This is a genomic window from Micromonospora sp. NPDC051925 (genome assembly GCF_044548625.1).
GTDB lineage: Bacteria > Actinomycetota > Actinomycetes > Mycobacteriales > Micromonosporaceae > Micromonospora.
The window spans coordinates 30678-49867 of record NZ_JBIUCH010000014.1; the positions used below are offsets into that span (position 1 = coordinate 30678).

Below are 19190 nucleotides of genomic sequence, written 5' to 3' on the forward strand. Positions count from 1 at the left end.
GCGCAGTGATCTTCTCCCGAAAGCGGGCCGACGGCGGGCGGCACGCCCGTGACGAGCGGGCCGACGTCCTCGACTCGTACGAGACGGCGGGCCCGGCCCGTGGCCCGTACGACCTCTCCGAGGCACCGGACGACGTGCAGCGGCTCGATCTGGGCAGCCTGCACATCCCCGCGGTGCCCGGGGTCGAGGTGCGGGTGCAGGCCGACCCGCAGGGCGTCGTCCAGCAGGTCGTGCTGGTGCACGGGGACAACGCGCTCCAGCTCGGCGTCTTCGCCGCGCCGCGCTCCGAGGGCATCTGGGACGAGGTGCGCGAGGAGATCCGGCAGTCGCTGCTCGGCGACGGCGCCACCGCCCAGGAGGCCCAGGGCGAGTACGGCGTCGAGCTGCACGCCCGGGTGCGTACCCCGGACGGCCCGACCGACCTGCGCTTCGTCGGCATCGACGGGCCGCGCTGGATGGTCCGTGGCGTCTACCAGGGCGCTGCCGCCACCGATCCGGCCGCGGCCGGCCCGCTCGCCATCTGCCTGGACGGCCTGGTGGTCGACCGGGGGCAGGAGGCGAAGCCGGTTCGCGAGCCGCTGCCGCTGCGGCTGCCCCGGGAGATGGCCGACCAGGCCGAGGGCGACGACGCCTCGACGCCCACCCCCCGCGGGGCCTGACCGACCGTAGGTCCGGGCCGCGGGGCCTGACCGACCCGCAGGTCCGGGCCGGACGCCGTCACCGAGGTGGCCGCGTCCGGCCCGGACGGCTGTCCGGCGGCCTCCGACCCGGGCGGCTGTCCGGCGGCACCCTGCGGCCGGACGGCGGTCCGGTGGCAGCTGCGGGCCGGCGGATGGTTCGCCGGGCGAAGCGGGCCGTACCGCACCGACGCCACCGGCCCGGATCGGCGTACGCTGGCGGCACGGTCCCGCTCCGGGGTCGGGGCAGCGCCGGTGCCGACCGGTCAGCGTGGAGAGGGTGACACGGAGGTCATGTCGACCGACGAGAGCCGGATGTCACTGCGGGGCATGCTGCGCCGATTCACCGCCAGCGAGGCCGAGATCGAGGCACAGGAACTGCGCCGGGAGAGCGCCGAGTCCGGCGGTGTGCTGGCCCGGCAGTGCATGCGGGGGCAGGTGGTCTCGGTCGCCGGGCGGCTCCGCACGGTGGTCTACACGCCGCGGACCAACCTGCCCACCCTGGAGGCGGACCTCTACGACGGCAGCGACGTGGTCACCTTGGTCTGGCTGGGTCGGCGGCACATCGTCGGGATCGAGCCGGGCCGGCACCTCACCGCGCGGGGCCGGGTGGCCGTCCGGGACGACCGCAAGGTCATCTACAACCCGTACTACGAGCTGGAGTCGCCGAAGTGACGACGGGACAGCCCCCGGCCACCGAGCCGCAGATCACCCCGGCCGACGACGAGCAGCTGCCCAGCCTCGCCGAGCAGATGGCCGACCAGTTGGGCGGCTGGCGCGGGTTGGTCGAGTCCAGCATCCCGGTGGTGGTCTTCGTGCTGGCCAACGTGGTCGGGGAGCTGCGGCCGGCGGTGATCGCCTCGGTCGGGGTGGCGCTGCTGATCGCGGTGGTCCGGCTGGTCCAGCGCCGTCCGGTCCGGCACGCCGTCAACGGGCTGTTCGGCGTCGGCGTCGGCGCGGCCATCGCCTGGCGTACCGGGGACGAGCGGGACTTCTATCTCCCGGGCATCCTCTACGGCATCGGCTACGGCGTCGCCCTGCTGCTCTCCGCGGTGATCCGGCAGCCCCTGGTGGGGTGGATCTGGTCGGTGCTGGTGGCCAAGGGTCGCTCCGAGTGGCGGGACGACCCCCGGCTGGTGCGCACCTTCACCCAGCTCACCGTGCTCTGGGGGGTGGTGTGGCTGGCCAAGGTCGGGGTGCAGGCCGGGCTCTACCTGGCCCACCAGGACACCGCGCTGGGGGTGGCCCGGCTCGCCCTCGGCTACCCGCCCTATGCGCTGCTGTTGCTGATCACGGTCTGGACGGTACGTCGGGTGACCCGGGAATCCGCCCCGCAGCCGCTCCCCGGCGGCTGACCCGGCCGGCTCAGCCCGCGCCGCGGGTCCGCTCCACGCTGTCCGGGCCGAGGATCACTCCGCGCACCTCGTCCTCCACCTCGGCGGTGCATACGAAGATCAGTTCGTCACCGGCCTCGATCGGGTCGTCGGGGCTGGGCACCAGCACCCGCTTGCCGCGCAGGATCGCCACCAGCGCGGCGTCCCGGGGGATCGGCACGGCGTGGATCGGCTGGCCGACGTAGGGCGCGCTCGGCGGCAGGGTGATCTCCACCAGGTTCGCCTCGCCCTGCCGGAACGTCATCAACCGGACCAGGTCGCCGACGGTGACCGCCTCCTCGACCAGCGCCGCCATCACCCGGGGCTTGCTGACCGCCACGTCGACGCCCCACTGCTCGTTGAAGAGCCACTCGTTCTCGGCCCGGTTGACCCGGGCCACCACCCGGGGCACCGCGAACTCGGTCTTGGCCAGCAGCGACACCACCAGGTTGACCTTGTCGTCGCCGGTGGCGGCGACCACCACGTCGCAGCCCGCGACGTTCGCCTCCTCCAGGCTGGCCAGCTCACAGGCGTCGGCCAGCACCCAGTCGGCGGTGGGCACCCGGTCCGGGCGCAGCATCCGGGGCTGCCGCTCGATCAGCATCACCTGGTGGCCGTTGTCGATCAGCTCCTGGGCGATCGACCGGCCCACGTTGCCGGCGCCGGCGATGGCGATCCGCATGGCTCAGTGCCCTCCTTCGGGCGGCGTCGCGGCCACCGCGGTGACCGGGGCGGCGATGTCGTCGGTGACCAGCAGGTAGAGCTGGTCACCCTCCTGTACGACGCTGGACGCGGTGGGCAGCATGCCGATCCCGAACCGGGTCAGGTACGCCACCCTGGTCCCGGCCGCCTCCTCCAGTTGGCGCAGCGGCCGGCCGATCCAGTCCTTGTGCACCGGCACCTCGATGATCGACACGGTGCTGGTCGGATCCCGGAAGATCTCCACGTTGCCCTCGGGGACCAGGTGGCGCAGCATCCGGTCGGCCGTCCAGCGGACGGTGGCGACGGTGGGGATGCCGAGCCGCTCGTAGACCTGGGCCCGGCGTTGGTCGTAGATCCGGGCCGCGACCCGGGAGACGCCGAACGTCTCGCGGGCCAGCCGGGCCGAGATGATGTTGGAGTTGTCGCCGCTGGAGACGGCGGCGAAGGCGTCCGCCCGCTCGATGCCGGCCTGGCGCAGCACCTCGCCGTCGAAGCCGGCACCGGTGACGGTGATCCCGGCGAAGTCGGGACCGAGGCGGCGGAAGGCGTCGGCGTCCTGGTCGATCACCGCCACCGAGTGCCCCCGGGACTCCAGGCTGTGGGCCAGCGTCGAGCCGACCCGACCACAGCCCATGATCACGACGTGCACGGTGTCCCTCCCAAGGTGCGCCCCCGTCCCAGCGGCTGTCGTCTGCGAGCCTGCCACGTCCACCCCGCCGACGGGGGACCGAACCGTACCGCGCGGGGGCATGGCGGCGGGATCAGGCACCCCCGGGCGACCACCATCCGGTGGTCGTACCCTTAGCGCTTGTGGCCAGTCCCACCTCGCTGCTGAAGCGACTCCTCGTCGGTCGACCGTTCCGGTCCGATCGGCTCCAGCACACCCTGCTGCCCAAGCGCATCGCTCTGCCGGTCTTCGCCTCCGACGCGCTGTCCAGCGTGGCGTACGCCCCGGACGAGATCCTGCTGACCCTCTCCATCGCCGGGGCGTCGGCCTTCCTGTTCTCCCCGTGGATCGCCCTCGCGGTGGTCGTGGTCATGCTCACCGTGGTCGCCAGCTACCGGCAGAACGTGCACGCCTACCCCTCCGGCGGCGGTGACTACGAGGTGGCCACGGTCAACCTCGGCCCCCGGGCCGGGCTGGCGGTGGGCAGCGCGCTACTGGTCGACTACGTGCTGACCGTCGCCGTGTCGGTCTCCTCCGGGGTGGCCAACCTCGGCTCGGTGCTGCCCTTCGTGGCCACCCACAAGGTCATGATCGCGGTCACCGCGGTGGCGCTGCTGACCGCGATGAACCTGCGCGGGCTGCGCGAGTCCGGGACCGCGTTCGCCATCCCGACGTACGGCTTCGTGATCGTCATGGGTGGGATGATCATCACCGGCCTGGTCCGGTACTTCGTCCTCGGCGACGACCTGCGCGCCCCCAGCGCGGGGCTGGAGATCCAGGCCGAGCACAGCGTCGCCGGCTTCGCGCTGGTCTTCCTGCTGCTGCGGACCTTCTCCTCCGGTTGCGCCGCGCTGACCGGCGTCGAGGCGATCTCCAACGGGGTGCCGGCCTTCAAGGCGCCGAAGAGCCGCAACGCGGCCACCACGCTGCTGCTGCTCGGCACCATCTCGGTCGCGATGCTGGTCGGCATCATCTGGCTGGCCCGGCTGACCGGCCTCCAGTTCGTCGAGGACCCGAGCACGCAGATCCTCTCCGGCCCCGAGGGGTACGTGCAGAAGACCGTCACCACCCAGCTCGGCGAGACCGTCTTCGGCAACGGTTCGGTGCTGCTCTACGTGGTCGCCGGGATGACCGCGCTGATCCTCTTCCTGGCCGCGAACACCGCGTTCAACGGCTTCCCGGTGCTCGGCTCGATCCTCGCCCAGGACCGCTACCTGCCCCGGCAGCTGCACACCCGGGGCGACCGGCTGGCCTTCTCCAACGGCATCGTCTTCCTCGCCGTCTTCGCGATCGTGCTGATCGTCGGCTTCCAGGCCGAGGTGACCAAGCTGATCCAGCTCTACATCGTCGGCGTCTTCGTCTCGTTCACGCTCTCCCAGGCCGGCATGATCCGGCACTGGAACCGGCACCTGAGCCACGAACGGGATCCGGAGGCCCGCCGCCGGATCCACCGCTCCCGGGCGATCAACGCGTTCGGCATGGCGATGACCGGCACCGTGCTGGTCATCGTGCTGATCACCAAGTTCCTGCTCGGCGCGTGGATCGCCATCGCCGCGATGGCGGTGATCTACCTGCTGATGCTGGCCATCCGCCGGCACTACGACCGGGTCGCCGCCGAGCTGGAACCGACCGAGGTACGCGGTGTGCTGCCCGCCCGCAACCACGCCATCGTGCTGGTCAGCAAGCTGCACCAGCCGACCCTGCGGGCCATCGCGTACGCCCGCGCCACCCGGCCGGACACGCTGACCGCGGTCACCGTCAACGTGGACGAGAAGGACACCCGTCAGCTTCAGCAGGAGTGGGAGCGGCGCGAACTGCCGGTGCCGCTGACCGTGGTCGACTCGCCGTACCGGGAGATCACCCGGCCGATCCTGAACTTCGTGGCCAACACCCGCCGGGAGTCGCCCCGCGACGTGGTCACCGTCTTCATCCCCGAGTACGTCGTCGGCCACTGGTGGGAGAACCTGCTGCACAACCAGAGCGCGTTGCGGCTCAAGGGTCGACTGCTCTTCGAGCCGGGCGTGATGGTGACCAGCGTGCCCTGGCAGTTGGCCTCCACGGCGACGAAGAACCTCGACCGGCTGGACGAGACGCTGAGCCGTACCCCCGCCCGGGGGCCCCGGGTCGCGCCGCGCAGCACCCTGCCCCCGCCCGTCCCGCCGGTGGTTGCCGCCGTCCCGCCCGGCGAGCCCGGCCCATCGAGTGGAGACCGCCCGTGACCGCCCACACCGGCCCTGCCCACCCCGTGACCACCGACCGCGCCGACCCGGGCCGGCCGGGCGGCGTCGCGTCGGGCGGCGTCGCGTCGGCGGTCACCGCGTCGGGCGGCGTCGGGGAGGACGGGCGGCCCGGCCTCGAGGAGGCCGAGCGGGTCGAGTTGACCGTCGACGCGGTCGCCCCCGGCGGACACTGCGTGGCCCGGGTCGACGGTCAGGTGGTCTTCGTCCGGCACGCGCTGCCCGGCGAGCGGGTGGTCGCCGAGGTGACCGAGCTGCACCGGGGCTTCGCCCGAGCCGACGCCGTCGAGATCATCGAGGCGTCACCGGACCGGGTCACGCCGCCCTGCCCGTACGCCCGGCCGGGCGGCTGCGGCGGCTGCGACCTCCAGCACGTCGCCCCGGCCGCCCAGCTCGGTTGGAAGACGGCCGTGGTCCGCGAGCAGCTCACCCGCCTGGGTGGGCTCACCGACGCCGAGATCGACGGGTTGCGGGTGACCGTCGAGGCGCTGCCCGGCGGCCCGCTGGGCTGGCGCTCCCGGGTCCGCTACGCGGTCGACGCCGCCGGCCGGGCCGGGCTGCTCAAACACCGGTCGCACGAGGTGGTGCCGATCGACCGGTGCCTGATCGCCCACCCGGTGATCCAGGAGCTGCCGGTGCTCGGCCGGTCCTGGCCGACGGCCGAGGCGGTGGAGACCGTCGCCTCGACCGGCGGGGACGTCGCCGTCACCGCCCTCGCCGACGGGGTGGCCACCCGGATCGACGTCCCGTCCCGGCCGGCCTCGGCTCAGGTCGACGGGCCGGCGCTGGTACGTGAGGTGGCCGCCGGGCGGGACTGGACGCTGCCCGCCGGCGGTTTCTGGCAGGTCCACCCGGCCGCCGCCGACACCCTGGTCGACGCGGTCCTCGACCTGCTCGCCCCGCAGCCCGGCGAGTCCGCCTGGGACCTGTACGGCGGGGCTGGCCTGTTCGCCGCGGCGCTCGCCGGCCGGGTCGGCCCGACCGCCCGGGTCACCATGGTCGAGTCCGCCGCCGAGGGGGTCGCCGCCGCCCGGCGGAACCTGGCCGACCTGCCCCGGGTGGAGGTGGTCGCCGCCCGGGTGGAGACCGCGCTGGCCCGCCGCCGGATCACCGGCCCGGTCGACCTGGTGGTGCTCGACCCGCCCCGTACCGGTGCGGGCGCGGCGGTGGTCCGGGACATGATCGCCGCCAGTCCACGGGCGATCGCGTACGTGGCCTGCGATCCGGCCGCCTTCGCCCGGGACGTGCGCACCTTCACCCGGGCCGGCTGGCGGCTCGCCGCACTGCGCGGCTACGACCTGTTCCCGATGACCCAGCACGTCGAACTCGTCGGACTGTTCCTGCCCCCGGCTGACTAGCCTGGTCCGATGAAGATCGTCGGACTGATGTCGGGCACCTCGTACGACGGGGTGGACGTGGTCGCCGCCGAGTTCACCGTCGCCGGGGACACCCTGCGGATGCGTCCGTTGGGGCACCGGGAGTTGGGCTACGACGCGGAGTCGCGGGAGCGGATCGGGGCGCTGCTGCCACCGGATCCGACCACGGTCGAGGCGGTCTGCCGGCTCGACAACGCCCTCGGCGAGGTGTTCGCCGACGCCGCCGCGCTCGGCGTCGAGCTGGCCGGCGGGCACGCCGACGTGGTCGTCTCACCCGGGCAGACCGTTTACCACTGGGTCGACGGCGGCACCGTGCGCGGCACCCTCCAGCTCGGTGCGCCGGCCCGGGTCGCCGCCCGGGTGGGCGTACCCGTGCTGTCGGACCTGCGGTCGGCGGACGTCGCCGCCGGCGGGCAGGGCGCCCCGCTGGTCCCCGCCTTCGACGCCCTGCTGCTCGCCCCGGGCGACCCCGACGAGAGCGGGCGGCGCGACGCCGACGGCGGGCCGCGCGGGTCGGGCGGCGGGGTACGGGCGGCGCTCAACCTGGGCGGCATCGCCAACCTCACCGTGGTCGCGCCGGGCGCACCCGTGCTCGGGTACGACGTGGGCCCCGCGAACGCCCTGCTCGACGCGGCGGCCCGTCGGTTCCTCGGCCGACCGTGTGACGTCGACGGGGTCCGGGCGGCGGCCGGCCGGGTGCACCCCGGGTTGCTGGCGCTGCTGCTCGCCGAGCCCTACTACGCGGCGTCGCCGCCCAAGTCGACAGGCAAGGAGCTGTTCCACCCCGGCTACCTCGACGCACGGTTGGCCGCGCTCGGGGAACCGGTCGCCCCGGACGACGTGTTCGCCACGCTGACCGAGCTGACCGCCCGGACGGTGGCCGACGCCTGCGACCGGCACCGGGTGACCGAGGTGGTGGCGGCCGGCGGCGGGGTACGCAATCCCACCCTGTGGGGTCGACTGGCCGCCCTCGGGGCCGGGCGGTGGGTGCTGCGTACCACCGACGAGCTGGGGGTGCCCGCCCAGGCCCGGGAGGCGTACGCGTTCGCCCTGCTCGGGTGGCTGTCCTGGCACGGGCTGCCCGGTGCGGTGCCCTCGGTGACCGGGGCCCGGCGGGCGGCCGTGCTGGGTTCCTGGACCCCGTCCGGGCCGCCGTACGGGGTCGCCGTGCCGACACCACCGCGTCGGCTGGTCGTGGTGCGCTGAACCGGGCCCCACCTGCGATGATCCACGGCCGAACTGCGGAGTGTGCGGCGGCCGATAGACTCTCTCGTCATGAGTGTTGAAGAGGACACGGCCAACCACGGTCGGCTGCTGGGCACCGTCCGTGGTCCGCAGGACGTGAAGCGGATGACCGGCGAACAGCTGGACATCCTCGCCGCCGAGATCCGTGACTTCCTGATCGCCAAGGTCTCCCGCACAGGTGGGCACGTCGGCCCCAACCTGGGTGTGGTGGAGCTGACCCTGGCCATGCACCGGGTCTTCGACTCCCCGCGCGACCGGCTCCTGTTCGACACCGGCCACCAGTCGTACGTGCACAAGATCCTGACCGGCCGGCAGGACGGCTTCGACAAGCTCCGCCAGCGCGGTGGCCTCTCCGGCTACCCGAGCCAGGCCGAGAGCGAGCACGACCTGATCGAGAACTCGCACGCCTCCACCGCCCTGTCGTACGCCGACGGGCTGGCCAAGGCGTACGCCCTGCGCGGCGAGCAGCGCAGCGTGGTGGCCGTGGTCGGCGACGGGGCGCTCACCGGCGGCATGTGCTGGGAGGCGCTGAACAACATCGCCACCTCCGGCAACCGGCTGGTGATCGTGGTCAACGACAACGGCCGGTCCTATTCGCCGACCATCGGCGGCCTCGCCGACCACCTGTCGTCGCTGCGGCTCAACCCCGGCTACGAGAAGGTCCTCGACACCGTCAAGGACGCCCTCGGCAACACCCCGTTCGTCGGCAAGCCGATGTACGAGGTGCTGCACGCGGTCAAGAAGGGCATCAAGGACGCGGTCGCCCCGCAGGCGATGTTCGAGGACCTCGGCATCAAGTACGTCGGCCCGGTCGACGGGCACGACATCGTCGCGGTCGAGTCGGCGCTGCGCGCCGCGAAGAACTTCGGCGGCCCGGTGATCGTGCACGCGGTGACCCGCAAGGGTTACGGCTACCGCCCGGCCGAGGAGGACGAGGCGGACTGCCTGCACGGTCCGGGCGCCTTCGACGCCGAGACCGGCAAGCTGCTCGCCGCCCCGTCGGTGAAGTGGACCCAGGTCTTCGCCGACGAGCTGGTCGCGATCGCCGACGAGCGGCCCGACGTGGTGGGGATCACCGCCGCGATGGCCGAGCCCACCGGCATCGCCACCCTGGCCCGCAAGCACCCCCACCGGGTGTACGACGTGGGCATCGCCGAGCAGCACGCCGCCACCTCCGCGGCCGGCCTGGCGATGGGCGGGCTGCACCCGGTGGTGGCCGTCTACGCGACCTTCCTGAACCGCGCCTTCGACCAGGTGCTGCTGGACGTGGCGATGCACCGGCTGCCGGTGACCTTCGTGCTGGACCGGGCCGGCATCACCGGGCCGGATGGCCCGAGCCACTACGGCATCTGGGACATGTCGGTCTTCGGGGTCGTGCCGGGCCTGCGGATCGCCGCGCCCCGCGACTCCGCCAGCCTCCGTGAGGAACTACGCGAGGCGATCGCCGTCGACGACGGCCCGACCATCGTCCGGTTCCCGACCGGGACCGTCGCCGCCGACCTGCCGGCCGTCCGCCGGGTCGGCCCCGTCGACGTGCTGGCCGAGTCGGCGCGTACCGACGTGCTGCTGGTGGCGGTGGGCTCGTTCGGCCAGCTCGGCATGGAGGTGGCGACCCGCCTCGCCGAGCAGGGCTACGGCGTCACCGTGGTCGACCCGCGCTGGGTCCGCCCGGTCCCGGCCGAACTGGTCGAGCTGGCCGCCGGGCACCGCCTCGTGGTCACCGTCGAGGACGGCGTCCGGGTCGGCGGCGTCGGTGACGCGCTCGGCCAGGCGATGCGCGACGCCGACGTCCGCGTTCCGCTGCGCGACCTGGGCGTACCGGCCGACTGGCACCCGCACGGCACCCGCGCCCAGATCCTCACCGACCTGCGGCTGACCGCCCAGGACGTGGCCCGCGACGTCACCGGCTGGATCACCGGCCTGCACAGCGACGCCCCCTCCATGGAAACGGTCCGCCTCCCCACCCCCGACACCACCCCCAACTAACCCCCCACCCCCACCCCCCACGCCCAGCCCGGTGATCAAGAGGTTTGCGTCATGGGAAACGTCCGCCATGACGCAAACCTCTTGATCACCGCCGGGACAGCGGGGGGAGGGGGGAGGGGGAGGGGGAGGGGGTTAGCGGCCGCCGGCGGAGCGGTAGTAGGTTTTTTCGGCGGTGGCGAGGCTGAAGGTCTGCCTGGCGGCGGGCATCGGGACGACCACCAGGCCGGGGCGGTCCACCAGCCGGGGGGTGCCGGGCGGCACCGACAGGGACGCGTCCCGGTTGCCCCGCCAGGTCAGCACCACCAGCGGCTGCCCTGGCACCGGCAGCACGTACGTCTGGAGCGGGTTGGACCGGTCGGCGGGGGAGACCACCGGCTTGCCGTCGGCGGCCGGGCGGTAGACCACCGCGGTCATCGGCCCCGCGTCGGTCTCCCAGGTCAGCTGCTCCAGGTCACCGGGGTCGTCCCCGCCGCCCAGCGTCATCTCACCGATCGCCCGGACGGTCACCTTCTCCAGGGGCCACGACTCGGGGACCGAACGGGGTGCGTCCCGGTCGCCGATCCGGCGCGGAATGCTCCCGAACGGCCCCTGCTCGTCGGCGAGCACGCAGGTGTCCAGCCCGTCGAGGGCCCGTCGGCCGGATCCGGTCTCGTCCCGGACCAGCGGATACCTCGGGTCGGCGGTGGCGGTGCCCAGGTCCAGCAGGCGATCGGCGGCCCGGCCCCGGGGCAGCGACTCGGTGGCCCGCAGCGTCACCGTCACCGGCACCGCCCGGCAGTCGGGCACCTTCACCGGGGCGGTGATCCCGTCGGTCAGCAGCAGCGTCCGGCCGTCCGGGCCGAGCAGTCGCTCCACCCGGCCGGAGGTCAGGTAGCGCCGGCCGTCGGGCAGGTGCAGCGGGAGCACGTCGGCATAGACGAGGTAGCCCGGATCGGTGTACTCGCTGGCCCGGGTGACCTCGTACCGGCCGTCGCGGCCGGTGAGCTGGAGCAGCCAGGACGCGCTCTCCCCGGGCACGTCGGCGGCGACCAGGGCCAACGGGACGTCGTCTACCTCGCCCGACCAGAGAATGCCGGAGGACGGCAGGTGTGCGCGGTCGTCGATCGGCGAGCGCCAGGCGCGGACCGCCTCGGTCACCGCCGTGGTCGCCGTGGCGTCCCCGGCGAGCGAACCACGCGGCGGCCAGACCGCGCGGGTGCCGTCCAGGCTGTCGTAGCCGACCCGCAGCTCGCCGGCCTGACGTTCGGCGACCGGGCCGCAGGCCGGGACGGCCAGCAACACGCCGAGCAGCGCGCTGGCCGTCGTGCCGCGGCGGCGGACTGAAGCCATCTGTACGCCCCCGATCGCGTCGCCGTCGTTGTCGGAAGCCCACATGGTACGCAACGCCCGGTGACGCCCTGCAGCCGTGTCCCCGATGACCACAAGGGACACCAGAGTGAATTTCGGGCTATTTTCCGGCTCCGGTAGACTCCGCCGACTGTGACGTCTGCCGAGCCCCGTGGCGCCTCCGCACCGGCCCCCGACGACTCCGAGGGCTCGGCCCGAGGCAGGACGGCCACCGCGACAGCGCCCTCGCCCGTGACCCGCACCACCCCCGCCGACCTGCGCATCATCGGCGTACCGACGCCTGTCGACCGGACGGTCGAGGCGTCGCCGGTCGAGGCGTCGCCCGTGGGGACGGCAGCCGTCGAGGCGGCCCCGGAGCCGGTGACCGACGGCGGCGGTGTGCAGGCTGCGGTCGTACCGGAGAAGGGGTCGGCGGACACGGACGGTGACGGCGCGACGCCGGCCGCGTGGTGGCGGCGCTGGCGCTGGACGGCCCGCCGCAAGGACCTGGTGGTCTACGGGATATTCCTGTTCGTCGCGCTCTGGGTGACCAGCCGGATCTGGGCCGACCCGGCCGGCCGGGTGGCCTCGCTCTACAGCAGCGACCCGGCGCAGGTGCAGTTCTTCCTCGCCCACTCGGTGCGGGTGGTGCTGCACGGGGAGTTCCCGTTCTACACCGACCAGTTCAACTATCCCGACGGCGTCAACCTGATGGCCAACACGGCGGTGCTGGCGTTGGGCATCCCGATGGTGCCGATCACCCTGCTCTTCGGGCCGGCGGTCTCCTTCGTGGTGCTGGTCACCCTCGGTCTCGCCGGCACCGCCGCCGCCTGGTACCACGTGCTGTCCCGGCACCTCGTGCGGCGGCGGCTCGCCGCGGCGGTCGGCGGCTGGTTCTGCGGGTTCTCCCCGGCGATGCTCTCGCACGCCAGTTGGCACCCCAACATCATCAGCCAGTTCCTGCTGCCGTTCATCGTGTGGCGGGTGATGGTGCTGACCCGCTCCACCCGGCCGCTGCGCGACGGGCTGCTGCTCGCCCTGCTGGTCACCGGCCAGGCGTTCATCAACGAGGAGATCCTGCTCTTCACCGCCCTGGCCTGCGGCATCTTCCTGATCGCCATGGTGGCCCAGCGTCCGGCGCTCTGGTCGGCCGCGTGGCGACCCCTGGCCAAGGGGCTGGCCGCCTGCGCGGTGCTCGCCGGGGCGCTGCTGGCGTACCCGCTCTACATCCAGTTCGCCGGGCCGATGGCGTACCACGGGCTCAGCGACGCGGTACAGGACTACGGCAACGACATCGCCGCCTTCTTCGCCCCCGGCTCGCCCACCTTCGGCGGCAACGAACGGGCCAACGTCAACCTGGCCCCGAACTACTCCGAGGAGAACGCCTTCTTCGGCTGGAGCCTGTCGCTGATCGCCGTCGGCATCGTGCTCTGGCTGCGCCGTGAACGGCTGGTCCGGGCGCTCGCCGTCACCGGCGCCTTCTTCGCGTTGCTCTCCCTCGGCGAGCGGATCTCCTGGTGGGGGCGGGACCTGTTCACCGGGCCGTGGGAGCTGCTGGTGCGGATGCCGCTGCTGGACGCGGTGGTGCCCACCCGGTTCGCCCTGATCACCTCCGTGGTGATCGGCATGCTGCTGGCGCTGGCCGTGCAGCGGGCCTGGACGCTGCGCGGCGCGCAGTGGCAGCACACCAAGACCGTCACGGTGGCCGCCCTGGTGCTCGCCCTGCTGCCGATCGTGCCGATGCCGCTGAAGGTGACCTCCCGTCCGCCGGTGCCGGACTTCATCACCGCCGACCGCTGGCGGGAGTACGTCGGCCCCGACCAGACCCTGGTGCCCGTGCCCGTGCCCAGCATGGGCAACACCCACGGGATGCGGTGGGCGGCGGCCACCAACCTCGACTTCAAGATCCCGGGCGGCTACTTCCTCGCCCCGCGTAACGGCAACACCGGCGATCCGGGTCGCTTCGGCGGCCGGCCCAGCGGCATCGGGCAGCTGCTCGACGAGGTCGCCACCACCGGCCGGACCACCAAACTGGACGACCGGCAGCGTCGGCGCAGCCTGGACGAGCTGCGGCACTGGAACGCCGCCGTGCTGGTGCTGCCGGTGAGCCAGCACAACGCCGAGCCGCTGCGCCGTACCGTCGAGCAGTTGGTCGGCCCCGCCCGCAGGGAACTCGACGTGTGGGTGTGGGACGTCCGGCCGCTGTCGGCCCGGACCGCCTGACCCACTCCCGCCGGCCCGACCGCAGGTCGACGGGGGCCGATTCAGCCGCCGACCAGCGGGCGGACGTCCCAGAGCCAGACGTCGTCCACCCGCTGCGCCGGGCCGAGCAGCCCGGTCATCAGGTCCCGCAGCACCGCCTCGCGTGGATGGGCGCCGAGCACCACCACCGACGCCTTCCAGAACCGCAGGTCCGCCACTGCCTGGCGGCGGTTCTCCTCGGGCAGCGCGGGCACCGTGCCGGCGTCCATGGTGGCGTAGATCAGGGTGCTGGTCGGCCGGTTCGGGGCACCGAAGACGCCCTCGCCCAGCTCGTTCGGGCCGATGAAATAGCCTCCGGGCACCGCGAACTCGTGCCCGGTCAGCGCGCTCCAGCGCAGCGTGGGCAGGCCGTGTACGTTGCTCGGGATCGGCACCGGCACCAGGGTGCGCCCGGCCGGGACGTACGGCCGCCAGCCGCCGGCGGTGATGAAGTGCGGCGGCAGGTCCATGTGCTGCGCGGGCAGCGGACGGGGGAACAGCGGCAGCACGGCGAGCGCGATCGCCGCGTACCCGACCGGCCGGACCCACCGGCGGCGGTTCGGCGCGGCGGGCGGGGCGGTGGCCTCGGTCGCGGTGCCGGTCATGGTGTCGTCGGCGGCGGTGCGCGGCGCGGGCACCCGGGACCGGACGGGGCCACCGACCGCGTCCCAGGCCAGCGCGAGCAGGACACCGAGCGCCCCGGTCACCACCAGGGTCAACCGGGTCGGCATCATCATCTCGACCAGCGGCAGATCGTCCGGGATGTACGCCCACGGCCCGTCCACGGTGGTCTCCACCCCGTCGAACCGCACCTTCGGGCCGATCGCCGCCACGGTGAAGACGACCATCAGCACCCCGGCGATCCGGGCGGCCAGCGAGCGACGCCAGAGCAGCACCAGCGCGACCAGCGCGACCAGCACCAACGGCCAGCCGAACCAGGTGTTCTGCTCGGTCAGGCCGATGGTCTTCTCGACCGCCTCGTCACCGGCCACGGTGTCCCGGGCGAAGGTGACGAAGGCCATCAGGTCCTCGCCCCAGTTGTGGAACACCCCGCCCTGGAGCCCCCGGTAGGACTGCGGGCCGTTGAACTGGTACCAGATCGGATACGCGGTGATCAGCAGCGCCAACCCGCCGCCCACCCCGAGCGCGGCCAGGAAACCGCCGGCCCGCGCGCGGGCCGCCCGGGGCCGCTGCACCACGTACGCCGCCACCGCCACCAGGCAGGCCAGCGCGGTCAGCAGCAGCATCTCCTCGTTGATGAAGATCTGATACGCCACCAGCAGGCCCAGCACCACCCCGTCCCGCCGCCATCGGCCGGGCTGGCCGAGCCGCAGCACCCGGGCCACGATCACCGGGAGCAGGAAGTTGGAGACGAAGTTGGGCTGCCCGTTGGCGTGGTGCACGATGCCCGGGGCGAAGCCGAGGAACGCGCCGCCGACGAACGCGCCGGCCCGCGAGCGCACCAGGTGCCGGGAGAGCATCCAGTACGAGGTGGCGGCCGTCGCGGCGAGCGCCCCGCCCAGGTAGAGCGCGTACGTCACCTGCGGGCCGAACAGCAGGGTGATCGGGGCCAGTGGGATGGTCATGCCCAGCAGCGAGGTGTTCGCCATCATGTTCACCCCGTCCGGGGCGTTCTGCCGGGCGCTGAACAGCGGGTTCTCCAGGTGCCGCACCGAGTACGCGCCGTGGGTGAACAGCCACTCGAACCAACTGTGGTCGGTCGGCAGGTGGGACGACACCCGATGTTGCACGTCCACCCAGTAGTTCAGGCACACGAGAACACCGATCAGCACATAGGCTCCGATGGCCAGGGCGTCGGCCCGGCCCGGCCGTCGGCGGGGTCGCCCGTCGGGCCTTGCCTTGTCCGGCCCGGCCTTGTCCGGCTCGGCCACATCGGGCACGGACGTCGGGTTCAACGAGGGATCTACCACCGGCACAGCCACGACGGGCCATCGTACAGGCGGCGAGGCGTCCGATTCGTCGGGCCAGCGGGCGCGTCCGCGCCGTGGTCGGAGCGTGTGGCGGGGCGGTCAGGAGAGGGTGCGCGTGACGGTCATCGATCTGGGTCTGCTTCGTGACGACGTCGCGCCGGAGCCACCCGGTGGCCTGCCCCGCGCCGCCGGGCGTCCGCTGCGGATCGCGGTGGTGCTGGCGTTCGCCCTGCTGGTGCTGGCCGGTGCCGCACCGGCCATCCCGCGCATGGCCTTCGTGGTGCCGGCCCAGCCCGGCGCGTCGGCGCTGCTCCGCGGCGACCAGTTGTACCTGCTCGAACCGGGCGACGCCCCGATCGCCGACAGCCGGCTGAGCGCGTGGACGATCCCCGCCTCAGGGAAGGCACGCCCGACCGTGCGGTGGCAGGTGGTGGTGCCGGTCAAAATCGGCAGTGCCGACGGCATCAGCATGATGCAGGCCACCGCCGACCTGCTGCTGCTCAGCGGGGCGTCGCGGGGACCGGTGCAGACGTTCGCCTTCGAGCGGGGCACCGGGCGGCTGCGGTGGCAGCAGACCGGCTCCGGCACCCCGGCGGGGCGCGATCTGCTCTTCACCGAATACGGCGCGGAAGGGCAGCAGGTCGTCCGCTCCGTCGACCCGGAGACCGGCCGGGCCCGCTGGTCGGCGGCGATGTCACCGGGGATGACCGGCTACCGGTACGCCGCCGACGGCGTCGACCGGATCGTGGTCGCCCCGCCACGCGCCCCGGTCGAGGTCTGGGACGCCCGCCGGGGGGTACGCCTGCACACCGCCCAGATCGACTGGGGCGCGTCCGGCACGGGGCTGCAGATCGTCGGCGACCTGCTGCTGGTCAACACCGACCGGCTCGCCGGATACGACTTCGACAGGCTGGACCGTCGGTGGGACGTCACGCTGACCGAGTCGTCGTCCATCACCTCCTGTGGGCTGCTGATCTGCGCGACGGGGCAGACCGGTGGGGTCCGGGCGCTGGACCCGGCGACCGGGCGGACGGTGTGGCACGACACCCGCTGGGGTCTGGTCGGCCCCACCCGCGGCAGCCGGATGCTGGCCGACTCGCACGGGGGCATCTGGCAGCCGTTGGTGGTGCTCGACACCGCCACCGGCCGGACGGTCGCCGACCTGGGCATCTGGCAACTCGTCCCAGCGACGACGGTGGACGGGCCGCTGGTCGGGGTCCGTCCCGCAGGTGGGGGCCGGATGCTGGCCGCCGAGATCGACGTCGCCGCCGCCCGGGTCCGGGTGCTCGACGCGCTGCCGGCCGTCTCCGGTAAGTGCCGGGCCGACGGGGAACTGCTGCTCTGCCGCCTGGTCGACGGCGCGTTCGGGGTCTGGCGGCTGCCCCGGTGACCGTGATCGAGCTGGGGGTGGTGGGCCACGACGGGCCGTCCGAGCTGCCCCCGCGCCCACCCCGACCGCTCGGCCCGCCGTTGCGCGCCGTACTGCTCGTACTGCTCGTGCTGCTCACCATGGCCGGCGCGGCCCCCGGGCCGACCCGGCTGGACCGGCTGCCCGTGCCGGACGTGTTGGAGCCGGGCCACCGGGTCGTGGGCGACCTGCTGGTGCTCACCGAACCGGCGTCGCGCGCCCCGGATGCCTGGCAGCTCATGGCGGTCGGGCTGAGCGACGGGCGGGTCCGGTGGCGGGCCGAGCTGCCGGCGGGCGAACAACTGGTGGCGCTGGACGCGGTCGGTGACGACGTGGTGGTCAGCACCGCCCCGGGCGGTGAGCCGGTGTCGATGCTGCTCGACCACGCCGACGGGCGGGTGCGCTGGCGGCAGCCCGGCTCGGCGGTGCCGACCGGGGACGGCGGGCTGCTGCTGGAGGACGTGGACCCCGACCGGATCACCGTACGGGGTGTCGACGCGGCCTCCGGGGAGGTCCGCTGGTCGGTGGAATCCGCACCGGCCACCCCCGGGTACCGCGCCGGGGCGCGGGGCATCGAGGAGTTGGTGCTGGTCAGCCCCGCCGGCCGGGCCGAGGTGTACGACGTCGGCACCGGTGTCCGCCGGCTCACCTTCGCCGTGCCGCCCGCCCGCGACGATCAGCACCTGGCGCAGCCGGTCGGGGACGTGCTGGTGGTCGACGACGAGCCGGGCCGGGTGGCCGGCTACGACCTGGAGTCCGGGCAGCGACGTTGGGAGGCGTCGCTCGACTCACCGGGGCGGCCCTCGTTCGCCTACGACTGCGGGGGTGCCGTCTGCCTTCATACGCCCGCCGGCACGGGGACGAGCGACCTGGCCACCGGCACGCGGGTGCTCGACCCGGCCACCGGTCGGGTCCGCTGGGCGACCGACGAGTGGCGGCCGCTGTGGGCCGTCGGCGACCGGCTGCTCGGCGTACGCGGGGAGGTGCCGGGGCAGGAGCGGTTCGCCCTGCTCGACCCGGTGACCGGCCGGGTGCGCGCCGACCTGGGCCGGTGGCGGCTGGTCAACGACCGACTGTCGGCTGCCCCGTTCCTGGTCACCCAGCCGGTTGCCGCCGATCGGCACCTGCTGGCCGAACTGGACGTCGACAGCGGCGAGGCGCGGATCATGGACGTGCTGCCCGAGCGGTGGACGGTGTGCTCCCGCTACGGGCGGATACTGGTCTGCTGGCGGGAGGGGCACCGACTCGGGGTGTGGCGGCTGCCGGGCTGACCAGCCGTGCGGGTGGGTGTGCCCCGGCCACCCGTTTGGCCCTCGGCGCTAGGTTGTCGGACAGGTCGGCGAGGAGGTCGGGATGCGGGTGCTGGTGGTCGAGGACGAACGGAACCTCGCCGACGCGATCGCGCGTGGGTTGCGCAAGCGGGGGATGGCGGTGGACGTGGCGTACGACGGGGACGCCGGCCACGAGGCCGCCTTCGTCACCCGGTACGACGTGGTGGTCCTCGACCGCGACCTGCCGGGGATGCACGGCGACCAGATCTGCGCCGAGCTGGCCGCCTCCGGCACCCTCACCCGGGTGCTGATGCTGACGGCCAGCGGCACCGTCGCCGACCGGGTGGAGGGGCTGGGTCTCGGCGCGGACGACTACCTGTCCAAGCCGTTCGCCTTCGACGAGCTGGTGGCCCGGGTGCAGGCGCTGGGCCGGCGGGCCACCCCGGCCGCCCCGCCGGTGCTCCAGGTGGGCGACGTGGTGCTCGACCCGGCCCGTCGGGTGGTCACCCGGGCCGGCGCCCCGGTCGACCTGACGAACAAGGAGTTCGGGGTGCTCAGCGAGCTGGTCAAGGCGCGCGGCGCGGTGGTCTCCAGCGAGGAACTGCTGGAACGGGTCTGGGACGCCAACACCGACCCGTTCACCACCATCGTCCGGGTCACCGTGATGACCCTGCGCAAGAAGCTCGGCGATCCACCGCTGATCGAGACAGTGGTCGGCGCCGGCTACCGGACGGTCACCCCGTGAGCGCG

Annotated in this window: 15 protein-coding genes; 11 read left to right on the forward strand and 4 right to left on the reverse strand. The window is 73.6% G+C overall.

Annotation, left to right across the window (positions count from 1 at the left end; genetic code table 11):
* Positions 1–5: 5 nt before the first annotated feature.
* From ACIG87_RS19930 to ACIG87_RS19940, 3 genes are all read left to right on the forward strand, one after another.
* Complete coding sequence (locus ACIG87_RS19930) at positions 6–659, forward strand: DUF3710 domain-containing protein (RefSeq protein ID WP_396852176.1); 654 nt, start codon at positions 6–8, stop codon at positions 657–659.
* A 312-nt stretch (positions 660–971) separates the two neighbouring features.
* The gene (locus ACIG87_RS19935; RefSeq protein WP_396852178.1) at positions 972–1352 is read left to right on the forward strand and encodes an OB-fold nucleic acid binding domain-containing protein; all 381 of its coding nucleotides are present in this window, start codon (positions 972–974) and stop codon (positions 1350–1352) included.
* Complete coding sequence (locus tag ACIG87_RS19940) at positions 1349–2032, forward strand: DUF3159 domain-containing protein (RefSeq protein ID WP_396852180.1); 684 nt, start codon at positions 1349–1351, stop codon at positions 2030–2032. Before ACIG87_RS19935 ends, ACIG87_RS19940 begins: the two co-directional genes overlap by 4 nt.
* Before the next feature lie 10 nt (positions 2033–2042).
* Here ACIG87_RS19940 and ACIG87_RS19945 read toward each other — a convergent pair whose 3' ends face one another.
* Both ACIG87_RS19945 and ACIG87_RS19950 read right to left on the reverse strand, forming a co-directional pair.
* On the reverse strand, positions 2043–2732 hold the full coding sequence (locus tag ACIG87_RS19945) for a potassium channel family protein (RefSeq protein WP_396852181.1): 690 nt from the start codon (positions 2730–2732) through the stop codon (positions 2043–2045).
* Positions 2733–2735: 3 nt separating this feature from the next.
* A complete protein-coding gene (locus ACIG87_RS19950) occupies positions 2736–3401 on the reverse strand; it encodes a potassium channel family protein (RefSeq protein WP_396852183.1) in 666 nt (221 codons plus the stop codon).
* 161 nt (positions 3402–3562) lie between these two features.
* Here ACIG87_RS19950 and ACIG87_RS19955 point away from each other — a divergent pair, with 161 nt between their 5' ends.
* From ACIG87_RS19955 to dxs, 4 genes are all read left to right on the forward strand, one after another.
* Positions 3563–5638, forward strand: a complete 2076-nt coding sequence (locus tag ACIG87_RS19955; protein ID WP_396852185.1) for an APC family permease — start codon at positions 3563–3565, stop codon at positions 5636–5638.
* A 158-nt stretch (positions 5639–5796) separates the two neighbouring features.
* Positions 5797–7014, forward strand: coding sequence for a class I SAM-dependent RNA methyltransferase (locus tag ACIG87_RS19960; protein ID WP_396852392.1), 1218 nt, complete (start codon positions 5797–5799; stop codon positions 7012–7014).
* Positions 7015–7023: 9 nt separating this feature from the next.
* Entirely contained in the window at positions 7024–8238 is a 1215-nt protein-coding gene (locus ACIG87_RS19965; RefSeq protein ID WP_396852187.1) for an anhydro-N-acetylmuramic acid kinase, read from the forward strand.
* 69 nt (positions 8239–8307) lie between these two features.
* Positions 8308–10263, forward strand: a complete 1956-nt coding sequence (gene dxs / locus ACIG87_RS19970) for a 1-deoxy-D-xylulose-5-phosphate synthase (protein WP_396852189.1) — start codon at positions 8308–8310, stop codon at positions 10261–10263.
* A gap of 132 nt (positions 10264–10395) precedes the next feature.
* Here the strand turns inward: dxs and ACIG87_RS19975 are convergent, their stop codons facing one another.
* Positions 10396–11592, reverse strand: a complete 1197-nt coding sequence (locus ACIG87_RS19975) for a hypothetical protein (protein WP_396852190.1) — start codon at positions 11590–11592, stop codon at positions 10396–10398.
* Positions 11593–11988: 396 nt separating this feature from the next.
* Between ACIG87_RS19975 and ACIG87_RS19980 the strand changes: the two genes are divergently transcribed.
* The gene (locus ACIG87_RS19980) at positions 11989–13812 is read left to right on the forward strand and encodes a hypothetical protein (protein WP_396852393.1); all 1824 of its coding nucleotides are present in this window, start codon (positions 11989–11991) and stop codon (positions 13810–13812) included.
* 41 nt (positions 13813–13853) lie between these two features.
* On the opposite strand, the gene ACIG87_RS19985 is transcribed toward ACIG87_RS19980, so the two are convergent.
* Positions 13854–15722 carry a hypothetical protein gene (locus tag ACIG87_RS19985; protein WP_396852394.1) on the reverse strand — a complete coding sequence of 623 codons (1869 nt, stop codon included), beginning with the start codon at positions 15720–15722 and terminating at the stop codon, positions 13854–13856.
* 154 nt (positions 15723–15876) lie between these two features.
* On the opposite strand from ACIG87_RS19985, the gene ACIG87_RS19990 reads away from it, so the two are divergent.
* The 3 genes from ACIG87_RS19990 to ACIG87_RS20000 all read left to right on the forward strand — a co-directional run bounded on the left by ACIG87_RS19990 (position 15877) and on the right by ACIG87_RS20000 (position 19185).
* Positions 15877–17151, forward strand: a complete 1275-nt coding sequence (locus ACIG87_RS19990; RefSeq protein ID WP_396852191.1) for a PQQ-binding-like beta-propeller repeat protein — start codon at positions 15877–15879, stop codon at positions 17149–17151.
* Positions 17148–18440 carry a PQQ-binding-like beta-propeller repeat protein gene (locus ACIG87_RS19995; protein WP_396852193.1) on the forward strand — a complete coding sequence of 431 codons (1293 nt, stop codon included), beginning with the start codon at positions 17148–17150 and terminating at the stop codon, positions 18438–18440. Before ACIG87_RS19990 ends, ACIG87_RS19995 begins: the two co-directional genes overlap by 4 nt.
* Positions 18441–18522: 82 nt before the next feature.
* Positions 18523–19185: a response regulator transcription factor gene (locus tag ACIG87_RS20000; protein WP_396852195.1), complete on the forward strand. Its 663-nt coding sequence runs from the start codon at positions 18523–18525 to the stop codon at positions 19183–19185.
* The last annotated feature ends 5 nt before the right edge of the window (positions 19186–19190 follow it).

Coding starts and splice junctions, on each gene's coding strand:
- ACIG87_RS19935 (WP_396852178.1), top strand. CDS start 972: ATGTCGACCGACGAGAGCCGGATGTCACTGCGGGGCATGCTGCGCCGA.
- ACIG87_RS19945 (WP_396852181.1), bottom strand. CDS start 2,732: ATGCGGATCGCCATCGCCGGCGCCGGCAACGTGGGCCGGTCGATCGCC.
- ACIG87_RS19965 (WP_396852187.1), top strand. CDS start 7,024: ATGAAGATCGTCGGACTGATGTCGGGCACCTCGTACGACGGGGTGGAC.
- dxs (WP_396852189.1), top strand. CDS start 8,308: ATGAGTGTTGAAGAGGACACGGCCAACCACGGTCGGCTGCTGGGCACC.
- ACIG87_RS19975 (WP_396852190.1), bottom strand. CDS start 11,592: ATGGCTTCAGTCCGCCGCCGCGGCACGACGGCCAGCGCGCTGCTCGGC.
- ACIG87_RS20000 (WP_396852195.1), top strand. CDS start 18,523: ATGCGGGTGCTGGTGGTCGAGGACGAACGGAACCTCGCCGACGCGATC.